At 39.2% G+C, this 18,122-nt stretch carries 20 protein-coding genes; 16 read left to right on the top strand and 4 right to left on the bottom strand.

Going from position 1 to position 18,122, the window contains the following annotated elements; all coding sequences use genetic code 11:
- Window positions 1–12: 12 nt before the first annotated feature.
- From VLA57_RS02550 to VLA57_RS02510, 9 genes are all read left to right on the top strand, one after another.
- Window positions 13–1,365 carry an XdhC family protein gene (locus tag VLA57_RS02550; RefSeq protein WP_333954249.1) on the top strand — a complete coding sequence of 451 codons (1,353 nt, stop codon included), beginning with the start codon at window positions 13–15 and terminating at the stop codon, window positions 1,363–1,365.
- Entirely contained in the window at window positions 1,358–2,089 is a 732-nt protein-coding gene (locus tag VLA57_RS02545) for a nucleotidyltransferase family protein (RefSeq protein ID WP_333954248.1), read from the top strand. The genes VLA57_RS02550 and VLA57_RS02545 overlap by 8 nt, the downstream gene beginning before the upstream one ends.
- 56 nt (window positions 2,090–2,145) lie before the next feature.
- On the top strand, window positions 2,146–2,469 hold the full coding sequence (locus tag VLA57_RS02540; protein WP_041753183.1) for a hypothetical protein: 324 nt from the start codon (window positions 2,146–2,148) through the stop codon (window positions 2,467–2,469).
- A gap of 223 nt (window positions 2,470–2,692) precedes the next feature.
- On the top strand, window positions 2,693–3,574 hold the full coding sequence (gene otsB, locus VLA57_RS02535; RefSeq protein ID WP_133105010.1) for a trehalose-phosphatase: 882 nt from the start codon (window positions 2,693–2,695) through the stop codon (window positions 3,572–3,574).
- Entirely contained in the window at window positions 3,571–5,172 is a 1,602-nt protein-coding gene (locus VLA57_RS02530) for a trehalose-6-phosphate synthase (protein ID WP_133105009.1), read from the top strand. The genes otsB and VLA57_RS02530 overlap by 4 nt, the downstream gene beginning before the upstream one ends.
- Before the next feature lie 19 nt (window positions 5,173–5,191).
- Window positions 5,192–6,280 (top strand): acyl-CoA dehydrogenase, encoded by a 1,089-nt coding sequence (locus VLA57_RS02525; protein ID WP_133105008.1) that lies wholly within the window; start codon window positions 5,192–5,194, stop codon window positions 6,278–6,280.
- On the top strand, window positions 6,268–7,128 hold the full coding sequence (locus VLA57_RS02520; RefSeq protein ID WP_333954247.1) for a PIG-L deacetylase family protein: 861 nt from the start codon (window positions 6,268–6,270) through the stop codon (window positions 7,126–7,128). The genes VLA57_RS02525 and VLA57_RS02520 overlap by 13 nt, the downstream gene beginning before the upstream one ends.
- Window positions 7,112–7,909 (top strand): class I SAM-dependent DNA methyltransferase, encoded by a 798-nt coding sequence (locus VLA57_RS02515; protein WP_133105007.1) that lies wholly within the window; start codon window positions 7,112–7,114, stop codon window positions 7,907–7,909. Before VLA57_RS02520 ends, VLA57_RS02515 begins: the two co-directional genes overlap by 17 nt.
- 44 nt (window positions 7,910–7,953) lie before the next feature.
- Window positions 7,954–8,628, top strand: coding sequence for a glycosyltransferase (locus VLA57_RS02510; RefSeq protein ID WP_133105006.1), 675 nt, complete (start codon window positions 7,954–7,956; stop codon window positions 8,626–8,628).
- 345 nt (window positions 8,629–8,973) lie between these two features.
- Here VLA57_RS02510 and VLA57_RS02505 read toward each other — a convergent pair whose 3' ends face one another.
- Window positions 8,974–9,405: an Lrp/AsnC family transcriptional regulator gene (locus VLA57_RS02505; protein WP_010199089.1), complete on the bottom strand. Its 432-nt coding sequence runs from the start codon at window positions 9,403–9,405 to the stop codon at window positions 8,974–8,976.
- 168 nt (window positions 9,406–9,573) lie between these two features.
- Here VLA57_RS02505 and VLA57_RS02500 point away from each other — a divergent pair, with 168 nt between their 5' ends.
- From VLA57_RS02500 to VLA57_RS02470, 7 genes are all read left to right on the top strand, one after another.
- Window positions 9,574–10,677, top strand: coding sequence for an ornithine cyclodeaminase (locus tag VLA57_RS02500; protein WP_133105005.1), 1,104 nt, complete (start codon window positions 9,574–9,576; stop codon window positions 10,675–10,677).
- Window positions 10,678–10,929: 252 nt separating this feature from the next.
- Window positions 10,930–11,889 carry an arginase gene (locus VLA57_RS02495; protein WP_133105004.1) on the top strand — a complete coding sequence of 320 codons (960 nt, stop codon included), beginning with the start codon at window positions 10,930–10,932 and terminating at the stop codon, window positions 11,887–11,889.
- Window positions 11,890–11,975: 86 nt separating this feature from the next.
- Entirely contained in the window at window positions 11,976–13,379 is a 1,404-nt protein-coding gene (locus VLA57_RS02490; RefSeq protein ID WP_262880867.1) for a YjiH family protein, read from the top strand.
- A 153-nt stretch (window positions 13,380–13,532) separates the two neighbouring features.
- Window positions 13,533–13,943, top strand: a complete 411-nt coding sequence (locus tag VLA57_RS02485) for a hypothetical protein (RefSeq protein WP_333954243.1) — start codon at window positions 13,533–13,535, stop codon at window positions 13,941–13,943.
- A gap of 5 nt (window positions 13,944–13,948) precedes the next feature.
- Window positions 13,949–14,320 (top strand): hypothetical protein, encoded by a 372-nt coding sequence (locus VLA57_RS02480; protein ID WP_333954242.1) that lies wholly within the window; start codon window positions 13,949–13,951, stop codon window positions 14,318–14,320.
- Between the two features lie 150 nt (window positions 14,321–14,470).
- Window positions 14,471–14,926, top strand: coding sequence for a MerR family transcriptional regulator (locus VLA57_RS02475; RefSeq protein ID WP_133105002.1), 456 nt, complete (start codon window positions 14,471–14,473; stop codon window positions 14,924–14,926).
- A 255-nt stretch (window positions 14,927–15,181) separates the two neighbouring features.
- On the top strand, window positions 15,182–15,529 hold the full coding sequence (locus tag VLA57_RS02470) for a hypothetical protein (protein WP_333954241.1): 348 nt from the start codon (window positions 15,182–15,184) through the stop codon (window positions 15,527–15,529).
- A gap of 183 nt (window positions 15,530–15,712) precedes the next feature.
- Here the strand turns inward: VLA57_RS02470 and VLA57_RS02465 are convergent, their stop codons facing one another.
- From VLA57_RS02465 to VLA57_RS02455, 3 genes are all read right to left on the bottom strand, one after another.
- Window positions 15,713–15,856 (bottom strand): hypothetical protein, encoded by a 144-nt coding sequence (locus VLA57_RS02465; RefSeq protein ID WP_201532248.1) that lies wholly within the window; start codon window positions 15,854–15,856, stop codon window positions 15,713–15,715.
- Between the two features lie 34 nt (window positions 15,857–15,890).
- Window positions 15,891–16,415 carry a TIGR00645 family protein gene (locus VLA57_RS02460; protein WP_133105000.1) on the bottom strand — a complete coding sequence of 175 codons (525 nt, stop codon included), beginning with the start codon at window positions 16,413–16,415 and terminating at the stop codon, window positions 15,891–15,893.
- A gap of 186 nt (window positions 16,416–16,601) precedes the next feature.
- On the bottom strand, window positions 16,602–17,669 hold the full coding sequence (locus VLA57_RS02455) for a DUF475 domain-containing protein (RefSeq protein ID WP_011513117.1): 1,068 nt from the start codon (window positions 17,667–17,669) through the stop codon (window positions 16,602–16,604).
- Window positions 17,670–18,122: the final 453 nt, after the last annotated feature.

The raw sequence follows: 18,122 nt of genomic DNA, 5'->3' as shown, positions 1-18,122 counted from the left end.
ATAAGGAACGTTATGAATCAAGCTGCTGATATCCTTGACCTTGCTGCGCAAGCGATACAACAAAACATCGATGCTGTATTAGCTACCGTAGTTCGTACAGAAGGCTCGGCGTATCGGCAACCAGGTGCGAAGATGCTTATCTGCGCCGATGGACGTTCGGTTGGGATGATTAGCGGCGGCTGCCTTGAGCCGCATATTATCAAACGTGCATTTTGGCTGACCCGTCATGGCGCGAGTGTCCAGATATACCAAACAGGGGATGACATTGAGTATCATAAAAATGGTGACTCTGATTTGTCTATTGTAGAAGATGATAATTCTAGTATTAAAGATGCAGATATGTCTGAAGACAGTCTTTTAGAGGGCGAGCTCAATTTTGGCTTGGGTTGTAATGGACGAGTGCATGTATTGTTTGAGCGTTTAGCGACAGCAATACCGCTATTGGATCTAATTCGTCAGGTTCGTAATACTCAACAGCCAGTAACAATTGCCACTCTTATTAGGTCGGATAGTGCAAAGATTAAAGGAATGGGGATGCAAGTTGGTAGCCGCATTTATTTAGATACGTATTTAAAGACAGGAAGTCTGACCGATTTATATTTGAACCGCAACACGATAAGCGATTCGAATACGTTTATAGATGATATGTTGTTAAATACCATTCAAAAACTATCAAACCATAAGTTTCATAAAAAAAATGCTGAATACATTAAGTTAACGAGCGATTTAGAGTTACAACCTACAGGTGATCGGCAGCATGAGAGTGAGTGGTTATTGCAGCGCATTTGCCCACAGACACGATTACTGATTTGCGGGGCAGGTAACGATGTTATACCGCTGGTGACAATGGCAAAGCTACAAGATTGGCATGTCACCGTCATAGACAGTCGACCCCAATATGCGACACGTTTGCGCTTTAGCCAAGCAGATTCAGTATTGTGTTTAGCCTTGGATGATAGCGAAACATTGCTCAATCTCAGTGCTGGCGCCGCCGTTGCTGTGATGTCTCATAGTCTGGCTCAAGACCGCGCCCGACTAGCCGTACTACTAGAGCATTCTGCTCAATATCGTTATCTTGGACAACTGGGACCTCGCTATCGTACTGAGCGTTTAATCAAAGAAATTAGTGAGACAAGTGCTAACCCACATATTTTAGCTGATGGTATTCGTAAACTGCATTATCCTATCGGTTATAAGTTGGGTGGGGATGGACCTGAAGCATTGGCACTCAGTATCATGGCACAAATGAGCGCGGTGATTCATGGGCACGCGCCGCAAACATCACTGCCAAATAGTCAATATACTATTCAAACCTCAGAGCAATCAGTCTTCAATAATTATAAAAATGATTACGCCCATGACTAGCGATGTTGATACTAATAATTCTATTTTACCAACCAAAAATTCATTGCCCAGCAGTACAGAAAATGATAAAAAAGACCACGCTGTTATTATCTTGGCAAGTGGTCTGAGCCAGCGTCTTGGTCAATCTAAGCAACTGCTCAGCAAGCATGGCGAACCGCTCATCTGTTATATGACTAAAATAGCATTAGCCACAAAGCCTCTTGCCGTTATTGTTGTCATTCCTCAAGAACAACCAGCAATCACTGATGCGATTAATGGGTTGGTCCGTCAAAATCCAATAATCTATACCGTGATTAATTTAATACCTAAAACGGGTATGGCGCATAGCTTGTCTCTTGGTATTGAAGCTCTAACTAACTTGAAAGTCTCGTTGATTAATCGGGTGTTAATCATGGGGGTAGATCAAGTATTGTTAGATAGTGAGCATTTGAAAGAATTATTAGCGTTCAAAAGCACAGTGGTCGCTAGTAGTTATCAATATCTAGATAAAGCGTATTCTACTGATACAGGTAAGAATAATATCATCGGTCTTCCGATAGTTATTAATGTTGAGCGTCTCAAACAATGGCAACCAGCACTGAGAGGGGATAAAGGTCTGCGCTATTTGATTAGAGCCTTACCGCCCAATCAGTTAAGTACGGTCATAAACCATCAACTTAGCTATGATATCGATACGCCCAAACAGCTTTTTTATGCCAGACAACAGCATTGGCTTGATGCTTAGTCATTTATAAAAAATGGGTAATTATAAGCACAGGAGTATATAGTTTGAGGATTGCGATGAAAGAAAATGATAAGAGTAGCGTAGAATCAAGGGACGAACTGATTAAAAAATATTATCAAGACAGTAATTTGGGATTATTTGAATTACGCTCAAAAATCAAGTCGCATACTTTAGGTAAGTATGAGGATCTATCATTAAATAATCTCAAGCTAATTACAAATTGTCTAATGCTATTGGACGATTTTACTTATCAAAAAAACTTAGAGGACAAAGAAAAAGACAAAGTAGCGTATTACAAGAGCTGCAAGTTACAAATGAGCGCACTACGCGAAAAGCTAAGCGCCATTGAATTACATACAATGTATAGCGGCCTGCTATAAATGGCAACCGTGTTCAATGAGTTACAGAACTCACGTCAAATAGCACACTCTGGTCACTAGATTTTTACTGGAGCTATGGCACACTTCTTATTAGGTTTAGTTGCTTAATAGTGGCCTTCCTATAGATCTATATTAAAAACGACAGTAACTTTTAGCAGCTAAATTATTTCAAACTTAGGTGGTGTTAGAGCGAAAAATGGTCTCATACTAAAAGGGAATAAACGTGACTTCAGGAAGAAATCCCAGCAGAAATAGGCGACCTATCTATATTCTGCCAAAAAACTTTGCTGAATATTTATGCCCTCAGCAAAATTATTATTTGTTTCTAGATATAGATGGTACGTTAGCGGATTTCACACTGAATCCAAAAGACAGCGTTATCCCAACATCAACCTTAACTCTTCTACAAAAAATACAAAGCCATGGTGTAAAACTTGCTGTCGTAACAGGACGCAGTTTGGCTGAAGCAAGGCAAATGCTGTCTCCTTTAGTGTTACCGATTGCCGCAACGCATGGACTAGAAATAGCGTTTGATGATATCAGTGATCATAATGAGACACATGTTGTATCTGTTGATATCATGGAACTTGCTGTAATAAGAAAGTCTATTATCCAATCTTGCATTCCTTTTGATGACCTCACCGTAGAAGATAAACCCTATTCTGTCGCCCTCCATTTCCGAAAGAACCCTGTTTTGGCTGATGCGGCTTATACCATCATGATAGAAACCTTAAAAACTTATGCTAACTGGACATTGAAATCTGGTAAATATGTTTGGGAGGTAGTGCCAAAAGGAGTGGATAAAGGTAGCGCAATTCTGACTTTATTAAAAAGAATGCAGAGTAGTAATAATATGTTCCCTATTTTTATCGGTGATGATATTACGGATGAAGTAGGGTTTGTGGCTGTACAAGGTGAAAATCAAATAATAGCCAGTCAACCACAGCCATTAAAAGGGATGGGGATTAAGGTTGGTAGTGAGGCTACGCATGCCAATTACTATGTACGTAATACTCATGAGGTCACCATATTACTGAATAGCTTTTTAAGCTTTTGCCAAGAGCATTCAATGCTAGCAAAAGAAACAGTGAGGCACGTGATATGAGCCGCTTAATCGTCTTGTCTAATCGGGTTAAAATGCCTGATAAAAATCCAATGGCAGGCGGACTGGCGATAGCACTGCAAGACGTGTTAATGGAAAAATCAGTCATTTGGATGGGCTGGAATGGTGAAATTGTTAATAGACTTGATGAAGATTTCTCTCATGAATTTAGTATTACCAAACAAGCTGTCTTATCAGGCATAGATATATCACAGGGCAAGACTTCTATTACCTATATGACCACTGCTTTTACGACTGAGCAATATCAGCAGTTTTACTGTGGGTTTGCCAATAATGTATTGTGGCCATTATTGCACGAGCGACCTGATTTAATTCATGAAACACCAGAGGATTACGCAGGCTATCAAGAGGTAAACCGTCTTTTTGCTAAGCAATTAAAGAAGATTATTAAGCCTGATGATGTGATTTGGGTTCATGATTATCACTTTTTAAGTGTGGCATATCATTGTAGGCAGTTGGGTATTCACAATCGTATCGGATTTTTTTTACACATCCCATTTGTCTCATTGCCATTTTGGCAATCGCTTGATAAAAGCGATGAGCTCATTAGGCACCTTGCTCATTATGACGTACTTGGTACACAAACTCATCAAGGTAGAGCCAACTGCCTTGCGGTTTGCAGATATTATTTAACAGATAAGATTTTAGAAGTTTGTTCTTTAGAGCTCTCACCAATAAATGTTTTACACGACAAACATGCTGCTACTCTATATAAATCATCTGATGTGCAGTTACTGCTCAATTTAGATTTAAAATCCCAGCATTCTTTAATGGTTAAGGCTTATCCAATCGGTGTGAATGTGGAGAGAATCCAACAACAGGTCAGTCCCTTGTCTTCGCAGTGCTCAGTACAATCCGTCAAAGCTCATCAGAGCAAAAAAGGCATAAAGTATAACGCCCAGCAGATTATTGCAGTAGATAGAATTGATTACTCAAAAGGTTTATTAAAACGTTTTTCAGCATATCGCAATTTTTTACAGCAAAATCCGTCCTATCAGAATCAACTGAAATTATTACAAATCGCCTGTCCTAGTCGCTTAGATGTGCCTGCTTATCAACAACTTCATCATGATGTTAAAACTGCTGTTAATGATATTAATCAGCAGTTTTTGCCTAGTAAATATACAAAAGATGCTTCTACAGATACTTGGCAAGCTATCAACTATGACGAAAGCGTAATAAGCCACGAGACATTGATGACGATGTTTTGGCAGAGTGATATCGGCTGGGTCAATTCGCTTAAAGATGGTATGAATCTGGTTGCCAAAGAGTATATTGCTGCTCAAAATCCTGATAATCCTGGCGTGCTATTGCTCTCACGTTACGCTGGGGCAGCGGCGCAAATGCAAGCCGCAGTCATTATCGACCCACATCAACCAAAAAGTATGACAGACGGTTTAGGGATTGCTTTGACAATGCCATTAGGTGAGCGGCAGTCGCGCTATCAATCGCTACTGCAAGGACTGCAAAAAGATAATTTGCAAGCTTGGCAGCAGAGTTTTTTAGATGATCTGTATGATGTTAAAAGGCGACAAACAGATATTTTGAAACCTGTCACAGTCCAAATGTCTGACTCATAAGAACGATTAGGAGACCCTCATGCTACCGTTAGATGCAAAAAATCCTTTATTATCAGAGATTAAAGCCAGTATAGACAATATCATACATACTAATAATCAAACCATTAGGACGCTTGGCTTAACTGATACATTACGTCATGACATTCTAAAAGCCTTAATCACCTATAGCGAGAAAGTCCCGCATCCGGCAAGTGGTGCTACCAATGTAAATGGTGCAATATCAAGCACATTGATCCGTTGGCAGATCTTGGCCTACGTTGCAGGAATCGATTTAACGATTGCAAAATGGTTTGAGTCGCACTTGGATGCGCTAAGCATTTTATATGAGGTGGGCTATGCTAAAGCGGATCAAGGGTTGTGGGCTGTTTGGGCAGCAGAGGGTCACTCCGATCCTATTCATTATCAGCAGGGTAAAATCAGCGGTACAAAAGAGTGGTGTTCCGGAGCCAACATTGTTGATCGCGCGCTAATGACCTATCGTGATAAGAACGGACAATCGCAATTACTTATTGTAGATATGCAGCAAACTGGCATTGAGATTGATAATGAGGAATGGCGGGCGATAGGGATGCAAGCCACTGATACAGCGACTTTACAGTTTTGTAAGGTGACAGCCAATCAAGTTGGGACAGCCAATGCTTATCTAGAACGTGTGGGGTTTTGGCATGGGGCGGCGGGCGTTGCTGCTTGCTGGTATGGGGCAACCGCTTATCTAGCAGACTATTTAATCAGCGCCTATGAGCAAAAACCAAACGATTATAAAGCCATGTATTTGGGTCAAATTAGTACGGCATTGGCAGTCACTCAGCAGTATTTTCATTATGTTGCTGATTTAATAGATAGCCAGCCACAGCTGAGTCATGAACTTGCCATACGCCAGCTAAGATTACAAGTTGAGAAAGTCGCTCGCCAAGTAATGGAGGTTGTCGGGCAGGCATTGGGAGCAGCACCATTTTGTCGCAATGCCCATTTTGCAAGATTGTCAGCCGATTTGCCCGTGTTTATCCGCCAAAGTCATGGCGCTTTTGACTTACAGAAAATCGGCGAATTAACTGGTATTTTAGCCAATGACTTAACTGATGGGCAGGACAATATATGGCAACTATAATATCTAATAAGGCTGTAGAACCTGCCACCAAAGATAATGCTGCTACCCATGTTGCTTTTCCTAAAGGCAACCATCCGATTGTAGGTGACCGTGTTATTGAAGGTGATGGCACCAGTCAAGATGCTTGGAAAAACTGGTCAGGACTGCAAGACATGCCTCGATTTGATATTGCAAAAAGCTTTGCCCCGCATCAGCGTGTCTGTATCTTCGCCCCGCATCCTGATGATGAAGTGCTAGGCTGTGGCGGTCTGTTGCAACAACTGGCGGCGAATGGCAATCCTATCGTTCTTATTCACGTGACTAATGGCACACAAAGTCATCCAAACTCGCAATTTTATTCTCAAGAAAAGCTTAATATCATCCGTCCACAAGAAAGTGTCAAAGCGCTAGAAGTATTGAGTGTGGCCCATCAGGTCACGACTGTTGCTTTAGACTTAACAGATGGCAATGTCTTTGCCCAACAAGATCAGTTTCACCAGAAACTATCCACCATTATTCAACCTAACGATATTTTAATAACGCCTTTTATGCACGACGGGCATCCTGACCATGAAGCAACTGGACAAGTGGTGGTCTCATTTGCCAAGCAGCATCATTTAGTCTGTTATCAAGTGTTGATTTGGGCATGGCATTGGGCAAAACCTGCGGATAGCCGTATTCCTTGGCACTGTGCCATGAGAGTTGACTTAACCACTGAGCAGCTACAGCGTAAAATAGAGGCCATTGCCTGCTTTGAAAGTCAAATCACTGCTGATGACAGCACGGGCAATCCGCCTATTTTATCCGCGCAAACGATCGCTAGAATCAGCCAACCTTGGGAGGTTTATTTATATGAATCACACCTCTGAACCTAAGCCATTAATGAATGCCGATAACTTAGTCGACAGTTTAGATTATGCTAAAACTGTCTTAGACGATAATTCTGCTACTAAGTGCCAATCACCTGCTTATTCAGAATCGTATTTTGACGCATTATATAATGACAACACAGACCCATGGCAGTATCAAACTCGCTGGTATGAAAAACGAAAACGTGATATTTGTCTAGCGATACTACCCCAATCTCAATATAACAATGCCATTGAACTAGGCTGCGGAAACGGCGTGCTTAGTGAGTTATTATCTCAACGTTGTCGGGCATTAGTGAGTATCGATGGTAATGAACGGGCAGTGCAACTTGCCAAAGAGCGCTTGGCAGAATTGTCTCATGTTAAGGTCATTCAAGGTGTGGTTCCTAATAGATTATTAAATTTAAAGGAGGCAATTATAGAGGCTTATCCTTTATCAAACGATACGCCTACTATAGAGCCAGCCTTTGATTTAATTGTCATTAGTGAGATTTTATATTATTTATCACCCAATGATATTGATACAGTGATCGCTTGGACTCAGCAAAACCTCGTTATAGGCGGTACATTGCTATGCTGTCATTGGCGCTATGCTATTGATGGCTTTGCTATGACAGGTGAAACTGTACATCAGCGCCTGCACCATGCCTTTAACTTTGCAAATAATGAGAAGCATCACGTTGCGTTCAATCATCAAAGCCAAGTGATAGACGATGATTTCTTATTAGATATTTGGCAACGTTCTCCAAGCTCGGTAGCTATGCAAGAAAACTTGATATAACAGAGTGTAAGTTTTAAAAAACTGAGTAGAAAGGTAAATAGGCTATGAAAATTGGCATTGTGATTCCCGCTCATAATGAGGCAATGACCATCGCTAAATGCTTGGCATCAGTACGGACCGCTATCGAGCAATTGCCCTCAACGATTAAAGCGTATCCGCTAGTGGTGTTGGATAACTGCACTGATAATACGCAGTCCATCGTCAAAGCCGCTGGCATTGATTACTTATGCTGTGACTATCAATGTGTGGGAAGGGTGAGAGATATTGGTATTCGTCATGCGATCACAAATGGTGCCACATGGATTGCCTGTACAGACGCTGACTCCGTGGTAACTGTGGATTGGTTGGCACAGCAGATTGAACATATTAGCCACCAGCCGACAGATATGATTTGCGGCGTAGTGCAAGTTGACAGTTGGGCACGGTTAACACCGCAAACTCGAAAGGATTATATCGCTCATTACCAAGATAGAATGGGACACCATCATATTCATGGAGCAAATTTAAGTTTTAGTAGTGAGGCTTATCTGGCTGTTGGCGGCTTTGCATCTATACCTTGTCATGAGGATGTGGACTTGGTCAGTAGATTTGAAGCTCAAAGCTATGCCATCACTTGGAGCAATCGTGTCCGTGTAATTACCAGTAGCCGACTACAGGCTCGAGCAACCGAAGGTTTTGCAGCATTTCTAACTCGTTTAGAACAAAACAATATATATTAAGATATGCAATATGAGACTGTACTGTAGTGGTCAGATGTTCTAAATTATTTGACCACTACAGTTGATCTACCAATACCAAGTGAGTTTGCTACATCGAGTATTTTACGTTGGTGATCAACCACTAAGCTGATAGCTTCAAGTTTGAATTCTTGGATATATTGGTCGCGTTTATTGGTTATGCTATTTTCCTTCTCTGGATTTATCTAACCTCTTAGAAGCTGTCCAGTTTTATTATGCCACTACATCAAACCATTGATACCCTTAGCCCACAGCCTAAGATTCAAGTCCTCACTAGGGAGTTGAACCTTTGGCTGTGCTGAACATATTTTTCTGGGTATAGTTATATTACAAACTCGAAAGCAGAACACTGGTTTCGCTATTCAGAATGCCATCAATCTCTCTGACTTGACGTAGCACTTCATCAAATTCTCTCAAGCTTGTGGTGTGTATTTCTGCTACTAAATCCCACGCACCATTGGTCGTATGTAGCTTAATCAGTTGTGGGATACCTCGCAGTTTCCTAATCACTTGTGACGTAGACTTTCCTGTTACCTCAATCATCATCATCGCTTTGACGGTTTCTTTATCTAATGCCTCATGCACTCGAATCGTAAATCCTAAAATAGCGCCGTTATGCATCAGTCTATCCAATCTGTTTTGGACAGTGGCACGAGAGACTTTGAGTTTTTTAGCAAGGTTTGAGATGGTTGCTCGACCATCTTGTCGAAGTTCAGATATCAGTTCGCTATCTAAAGAATCATAAGTGTAATACGCCATAAAAATGCTTCCTCCATTGAATTTTGACATTATGCTAAGTAGTACTTAACAATATGTCAAAAATACGTCCATATTTAATAAGTTATTGACATTTTAACTGACAATTATAGTTGGTAGGATATTAATTGTCGGTTCAATAAACAATATTCATGAAAAGGAACAGCATCAATGTCTAAATTTATCGTATCACCCAAGGAAGGCGTGCCATTCGTTAGTGTACAAGCGATGGCTAAAATGATTCATGAGTATGGTGTTGAGCAATGTATTACAGATCTAGTGGATGCTTTAGAGCAAGATTATCTTCGTTGGGATCAATTTGAAAAATCTTCTCGCTTTGCTTCGCATTCAAAAGACGGGGTCATCGAGTTGATGCCAGTCAGCGATGGAGAAATGTTTGCCTGCAAGTATGTCAATGGTCATCCAATCAATACCAAACGAAACTTGCAGACCGTGGCGGCGATGGGTATCTTGTCTGACGTCGAAACTGGCTATCCTATTTTGCTGACAGAGATGTGTATCCTGACGGCATTACGTACGGCTGCCACATCAGCCATGCTGGCCAAACATTGCGCGCCAAAGGGCGTCAAAAAACTTGCGTTAATAGGAAACGGCGCTCAGTCTGAATTTCAAGCATTGGGTATGAAAGCCATCATGGGTATCTCAGAAGTTCGTTTGTATGATATTGATCCAGCGGCCTCGCAGAAAACGGCTGACAACCTTTCAGACTCAGGTTTGAAAGTCATTGTTTGTCGCACGTTAGAAGAAGCTGTTTTAGGTGCAGAGATTATTACTACCTGTACGGCTGATAAAACCAATGCCACTATTTTACGAGACGATATAATCACCAAAGGTGTTTATATCAATGCGATAGGCGGTGATTGTCCTGGTAAGACAGAGCTGGATAGCAACATATTAATGCGCGCAGATCATGTGATTGTAGAGTTTGAGCCTCAAACACGCATTGAGGGAGAGATCCAAAATTTATCAAGCGATTTCCCTGTTACTGAATTTCATCGCATTCTCAAAGGTGAAGTGCAAGCTCGAACTTCAGATGATGATCTAGTCGTGTTCGATGGCGTTGGGTTTGCATCAGAAGACTTTACAGCTTTGGTATTTTTGCGTGACTTGATCAGAGAGCAGGGAGGGTATGAGGTTTTAGATCTGATACCTCAGCAAGCTGACCCTAAAAACTTATATTCGGTAGTGAAAGGCCATAGCAAAAATCATAGCCTAGTGACGAATGAAGCTGAATCGATGGCTGCGGCTATGTAGTAAGTGATTAATACAATGGTTATTGATGCAACAGTAATTAATACAAAAAAATGATAAGCACTTCTCATTTTGTGTAGCGTTTAAAATCTGCATCATTTTTTTAAACTTTATCTATATTTAGCAAAGCTCTTGGATAGTTATGGATATGTTTATTGTTTTAAATCTATCTGCTAATTTTCAAGAGCTTTAGTATATAAAAATGAATTTAATTTAAATGATGTAAAAATTATTTTATTTAATAGAGACAAAATCATGACTGATATGATGAAAAATATAAGAATAGTAGAAGTTTATTCAGATATCGCAGGATATAAAAAAGGCGCCTCTTTAGGTATTGATGCATTAAAAGCATCATCAAAAGAACTTAATGCAGATTATTTTGAAAAATTGCAATTTGACAGTATTGAGGATAATAGCAACAGTGAAGGGGAATCACAATTTGCGCATGCAAAATATGCTGATGTGATTGAACCGATTATCTCTAAGTTAGCACACAAAATAAAAGATATAAGAAATGAGAATAAATTCCCAATTGTCTTAGCTGGAGATCATTCTAGCTGTGCAGGAACGATGCATGGCCTAAAAATGGCGCATCCTGATGCTGAAATTGGTGTGGTTTATATAGACGCACACGCTGATTTTCATTCACCATATACCAGTGGATCAGGAAACATGCATGGCATGCCTTTGGCGATGGCTTGTGCCATTGACAATCTAGAATGCCAGCGCAATGAGCTTTCTGAAAAAGAAAAAGAGTATTGGGAAAAATTGAAATTTATGGCATCTGATGAACCCTCAATCAAGCCAGAAAATGTGGTCTTTTGTGCCGTTAGGGATTATCAAGAAGAAGAAATGGATTTAATTAGAAGACATAAAATCCCTTTATATAGCGTTGCTGAGATTACTCAAAAAGGCATCAGTTCCACAGTAGAGGAAATCTTCAAAAAATTGGAATATTGTGATCATATCTATGTCTCATTTGATGTTGATAGCGTTGACCCTTTGTATGTGCCAGGAACCGGTACGCCTGCAATGAATGGTTTGTCATATGAACAAGCCATGCAACTTAACATAGAGTTAATCAAGAATAAGAAAGTATGCTGTTGGGAAATGGCAGAAATCAATCCTTTGTATAATAATTCAAAAGATGACTCAACCAGAATATTTAAAATTTTAGAAAAAGTGACACAGTCTCTTTTAAATAATTATTAGTATAAATTATTTAAAATGAGTTAAAGAATCTAGCATAAAAAAATCTATTTATGCTAGTTAAAAAATGGACTGCGAGTAAAAATAATATGGACATTATTAAAGCCAATGCTTCAAGTCAAGCTGTCAGCAGTATCAGTATCAGACAATTTTTGAAATTCTTTATACCCTCTATAATAGGTTTGATGCTCTTTGTATTTCCAATTCCCTATGTAGATGGTAAATTTGTATCATATGCAGAAGGGTTTACCATTCCTATCTCTGTGTTAAAGGATTATATACAAGGGTATATGGGTGACCTTTTGCCATTGTTTGTTGTAATCTCTATTATGATTACACTGTGTTGTACGCTATATACTAAAATCATGAAGCCTTCATTGATTTTGAATAATGCATTTTTAAACAACTTACTGAACGTCACAACCCCTTGGCTTATTATTAGAATGCTTGGTGCGTTTTTTGTTGTCGTTACCTATTTTAAATTTGGGTTTGAGGCAATATATTCAGAGAATATTGGCGGCTTAATATTATATGAATTAATGCCAATACTTTTCATCGTATTTTTCTTAGCTGGCCTATTGCTACCATTACTACTTGATTTTGGCTTATTAGAGTTTTTTGGTGTTTTATTAAGTAAAGTAATGAGACCTCTATTCGGTTTGCCCGGTAGGTCATCTGTCGATTGTCTAACATCATGGTTGGGTGATGGAACGATTGGTGTATTATTGACCGATAAACAATTGGAAGGCGGATTTTATACCAAAAAAGAAGCAGCCGTTATTGCTACCAGCTTTTCAGCAGTTTCGATTACATTCTGTTTGGTTGTCATCTCTCAGGTCAAGCTAGAAACTTACTTTCTCAATATGATTGGCGTGGTTGCTTTATGCGGGATTGTTTGTGCCTTAATCGTACCAAGGTTATTTCCCTTATCTAAAATTGACGATACGTATGTAGTAGAAAATAGTGATAGAGATCATGAAACCATCCCTGAAGGAAAAACGTTATTTACCCACAGCTTGCATAAAGCCGTTCACAGAGCAGAAAAGAGTCCGAGCTTTTCTACTTTCTTAAATGATGGGTTAAAAAATATTTTAGATATGTGGATCGGGATATTGCCTGTCGTTATGGCAATTGGGACAATGGGTTTAATCGTTGCAGAAGAAACCCCTGTATTTGATTATTTAGGCATGCCGTTTATCCCATTCTTAGAGCTATTGAATATACCTTTTGCGGTAGAAATGTCAAAAACGATCATGGTAGGTTTTGCAGATATGTTCTTGCCTGCGATTATCGGTTCTTCAATAGAATCAGAGTTAACTCGGTTTGTCATCGCTTGCTTGTCAGTTTCTCAATTGATCTATATGTCTGAAGTAGGCGGATTAATTTTAGGCACAAAAATTCCAGTGAGCTTTTTTCAGTTGTTAATCATCTTTCTATTAAGAACCATTATTTCATTACCGATTATTGCACTATGTGCGCATATGATTTTTTAAATGGGGTTTCATGAAAACTGAATGCACTATATCTGAAAAAAAGAATATCTGAAAAAAAGAATAAGCAGCAAAAGATCACTTATCAAGGTGGTCTTTTGCTATCAATACCAAGCTATTCATAAAATCATCGTTTTGCAAGGTCAATTACACATCGTGCAACAGGTATCTGACCAACTACAACTGCATAAGTTTGGTTGCTATTATCCGCGCCAAGACACCGTTTTGCTCAATAGAGCAGTCTGTAATGTATACGACGCTATATGGCAAAATAACTTGGACAGCTTTAGCATTATCAGCCCAAAAAGAATGGGTAACCATGTGCGCAAGGACGCGGTCTCTAAGAAAATCAATATTACCTCACAGACGAGTATCAAGAAAAAACAGTTTACGGAGGTTGGAGATATGAATGAGTGTAAAACAGCTTTAGAAATTATGAGCCGAAATAAGAATACTATAGAGGCTAGCCTGGCTTTCCATAATAATGTTGAAAAAATGAAAAAAGAGTTTGTCGGAAAGCTTAAATTAGATTTATACCTAAATGCTATCCTCAAAAAATTATTCTAAGAAATATGAAAGTAGATAATAAGTATGAAAAATTTAGCTTCGGAAGTATAGAAAAAATTGGAATTATTTGTTTTGAATTTCAAGATTATTATAATAAACCAAGCTTAGGTGTAAGATTTTTAGGAAAATTCAGACATTCTGAATTTGCAAGTGAACATAAAAGTAAAATAAATAGATTACTAAACGAGAATATTAAAAATAAGCAGTTTGAAAGTTCTAACTGGTGGCCAGCTAAGGACAAGTTTGAGCCTTTCGATTGGAGAAACTCTAGTAAGCCGTGGCAAATGATGAAAGATGACACTATGGCTACAAAGATTCTAGATGAGGTTCTAGAAATCTATAAAGTATTAATTGAAAATGGTTATGAAATTACATAAAGGAATACCATGACATGGCTCGTGAACCGCACTTCTTGCCATAATAAATGTTATGGCAAATGACTCTGGATAGAAGAAGTCGGTTTACACTGGTTTCATTGAGGTATACTTGTCTGAAATAAGACAAACGTACCTTTTCGAGATTATTACATGAAATCTGATCTAGCCTTTTTATTGATAGGGGCATTGGCAAAACAAGCCAATACGACTAAAGATACTATTCGCCATTACGATGAATTGGGATTGCTGAGATCTCGTAAACGTCAGGCAGGGTCACGATTATATACAGAGTTTCATCCAGAATGTATTGAGCGTATCGAAATAATTAAAAACATAAAAGCTGTCGGTTTTAGTCTCAATGAAATTAAGGATGGTCTTAATGATTATTACGATGGCAATTTCAGTATCGATAAACGAATGCTTGCCGTTTCCGAAAAGCTTGCTCAAGCGAAAAGCGAACAAGCGGCTCTTACCAACGTCATTAATCAGCTTACTACTCGTTATAGGGTATTAGAAGAAATGAAATCAAATAATAATACGCTTCTTTCTAAAGATGAATGGCAAAAACGAATAGCGGAGCTACTGCCAAATGATACGCCGTCTTAATTCAAGTTTGCCGAACTTCACAAACTTGAAGGCTGACTGTTTTTTTTCGTGAATACCTGCAGATATATGTTAAACCTATAGAAACTAACTAAGTGAAGCAGTTGCTTGGCTAAAAGAGACAGCGACTGCGCTACATAAGTAATGTGTCACTTTCAACGTATAGCGCTTCCGTTATAGAATGCATGAAATATCAGATTTTTAGTTGGCTATAAATATTGTCGAATAGTTACATTGATTATAGATAAGGAAATTAAGATGCAAGCAAAATTAGGTTTGTTAGTAGCTACCGTGTTGGCGTCAGGATCATGCTTTGCTGCTGATGCTTATAAAGTTTCTACCTCTGTATTTAAAGATGGTGAGTTAATTGCTTCACCTGTGATGCTTGTAAATGCTGAAGAGATGGCATCGATCGCTGTTGACACTGCGTTGCAGTATAACCTGACAGTAAAGCCCTATAATGAACATACTGCTAAAGTCGTTACGGCTCTTAAAGTTGGTGATGATGTTGCGGAACATGAAACGACCGTCGCCTATGATAAGGAAGCTACAATTAACAATGATAAAAATAAACTTACTTTATTGGTTCGTAAAATTACCAGTTAAATATTATGGCATTCACAGCTATGAAGTCTATATATATAAAGAGTAAGACCTCTGATCAGTATCCATTCAATTCACCAATTAATTGAATGGATACTCTTGGTTTATAGCGATTAGATTCAGACAATAGGAAAAATATTTACCCGACTATAATTTCTGCTGAACCGAGTCGATATCTGCGTAGGCTTAGGTGATGCTATCCTTATTACGCTGCATAATCTGATACGGTTCAAACTTATCTTGGTACTCCATACTGGGGCTACCGACAGGCATACCCGTTACAACAAGACTCATTGCTTGTACGGGTGGATTTTCTGAAAACTGTGCCATATATTAGTCACTACACTTTGTACTGAAAGATTTTTTAGTGCTTTTTGGTATCACCGACAATCTTATCCATCAAAGCAAACAACAAGCCAGATAATACAAACGTCATATGGATAATGACTTTCCACATCAATACATCAGCATCAGCATCGCTCATCTCTTTGGGTATATCCATAAATGATTTGAGAAGATCAATGGCAGAAATGGCAACGATGGCACCGATTACTTTAAGTTTCAGACCAGAGAAATCAATTTTTCCCATCCATTCAGGACGATCTTCATGATCACCTGTATCAATTTTTGAGACAAAGATCTCATAGCCACTAAATATGATGATGAGTAATAAGCTTGCGACCAGTGACATGTCAATAAGAGCCAACGTGCCGACGATGACATCGGCTTCAGAAGCAGTAAAAACATGGGTAATCATGTGCCATAGTTCTTGGAAAAACTTGATAAATAGTAAAACAATACCGATCACTAGCCCCAAATAAAATGGGGCTAGTAGCCAACGACTATTAAATATGGTTTTCTCTAATGTTTGTTCAGCTTTCTTTAGCATGTATATCTCTTGTTTTTGGGAATATGCGTTATAAAGTAAGATGCTTATTTTAGGCAATAGAAAGTGATCCGTGACAGAAGACAGGTCATACCAATCGCTTGATATAACCTGTCATGACTACGATTTTCTACCAAAGCGCTTTTTCTTAATTTGAACGTAGCGTTTAAACGTAAGCTAAAATCAACACTAAGTAATCGCCTTTGCTTGTTGCTTGCGATGCTTAAGTGAAGCAAGCAATGCCCAACCGATAAAGGCAATGCCAATCAAACCCGTAATAATCTCTGGTACATGGAATTTCACTGATAGCAGCATAATAATTGCCAAAGCACCAATGGCATAATGCGCACCATGTTCTAGATAGATGAACTCATCAAGTGTGCCTTTGTCTACCAAGAAAATAGTCATCGAACGCACAAACATCGCACCAATCGCCAGACCAAGCATAATTACAATAACGTCATTGGTGATTGCAAATGCGCCAATCACACCATCGAAACTGAATGAAGCATCAAGAACTTCTAAGTATAAGAAACCGATAATACCGCCCTTCATAATCGCGCTGGTCGCTGCGGCGCCTGAACCCTTCTCTTCATTTTCTAAGTCTTCCTCAAGGTCACCCTCGAGCATACCAGAGATAACTTGGACGCCAAGATAGACCAAGATACCCCATACACCTGCAATCAATACGGCAGAAGCTTGTTCCGCACTTGCCCAAGATACAGCAAACATCAGGACAATAAGCGCAACGAAGACGCTCATGGCATCGACTTTGCCAAGCTTTGCTAAGCGGCTCTCAAGCCAGTTAAACCAATGCACTTCTTTATCATCAAAGATAAAGTTTAAGAAGACAAGTAACAGGAAGATACCACCAAAGGCTGAGATTTCAGCATGATGCGCCATCAGTCTTGCTGAGTATTCTTTAGGGTCGTTCAATGCCAAATCTATCACTTGCATCATGCCAAGGTCTGCGGTAACCGCAACGATGACAATTGGGAATACTAAGCGCATACCGAATACAGCAATTAAAATACCAACGGTTAAAAATATCTTTTTCCAAAACTCGTCCCAGCCTTTAAGGACTGAGGCGTTGACCACCGCATTATCAAAGGATAATGAAATCTCCATGACGGCCAAAATAGCAGTAATAGAAAGGGTGGTTATCAAACCGCCCATACCGCCATGTGAATATCCCCACCATGCAGCTACCATCAATGCGATAGCTGTGAAGATGAAGTCTAAATAAAAATGTCTCATGACACATCCTGTCTGGTTGCGTAAAGCTAAGGTTGTCTATTATAGACGCAGCATAAAAAAAGTGGCTATCGCTAGCCACTTTTCCATGTGTGATTTTTAATAAAATATAAAGTATTCTTAAAGAATCTTCTATATAAAATTGTGAACGTGTTTGTTATAGATAATATTCTATGGTTTGGCGTCAAAAAATATCTTGTACGTTATCTAAAATTATTACGCCAATAAAAGATGACTTTACTAGAAAAGCACTAAAATTTGATTGTCTTAAGTCAAGGGCTTGAAATACTTCTATAGTCAGTCCTAAATAAAATAAGTACAAATATTATAACGTGCTACCGGGATAAATTTTCCTTGCTTACTGTGCTTGAGCAGACAGAGGCGGCGCAAAACTTATCCCGGTAGCACCGTGTTTGATTTATAGTGGATTGACTATAGTAATATCAGGTTCTCTGT

The sequence above is a fragment of the Psychrobacter sp. S4(2024) genome, from assembly GCF_036861305.1.
GTDB lineage: Bacteria > Pseudomonadota > Gammaproteobacteria > Pseudomonadales > Moraxellaceae > Psychrobacter > Psychrobacter cryohalolentis.
This window is presented reverse-complemented; position numbering and strand designations above follow the sequence as displayed.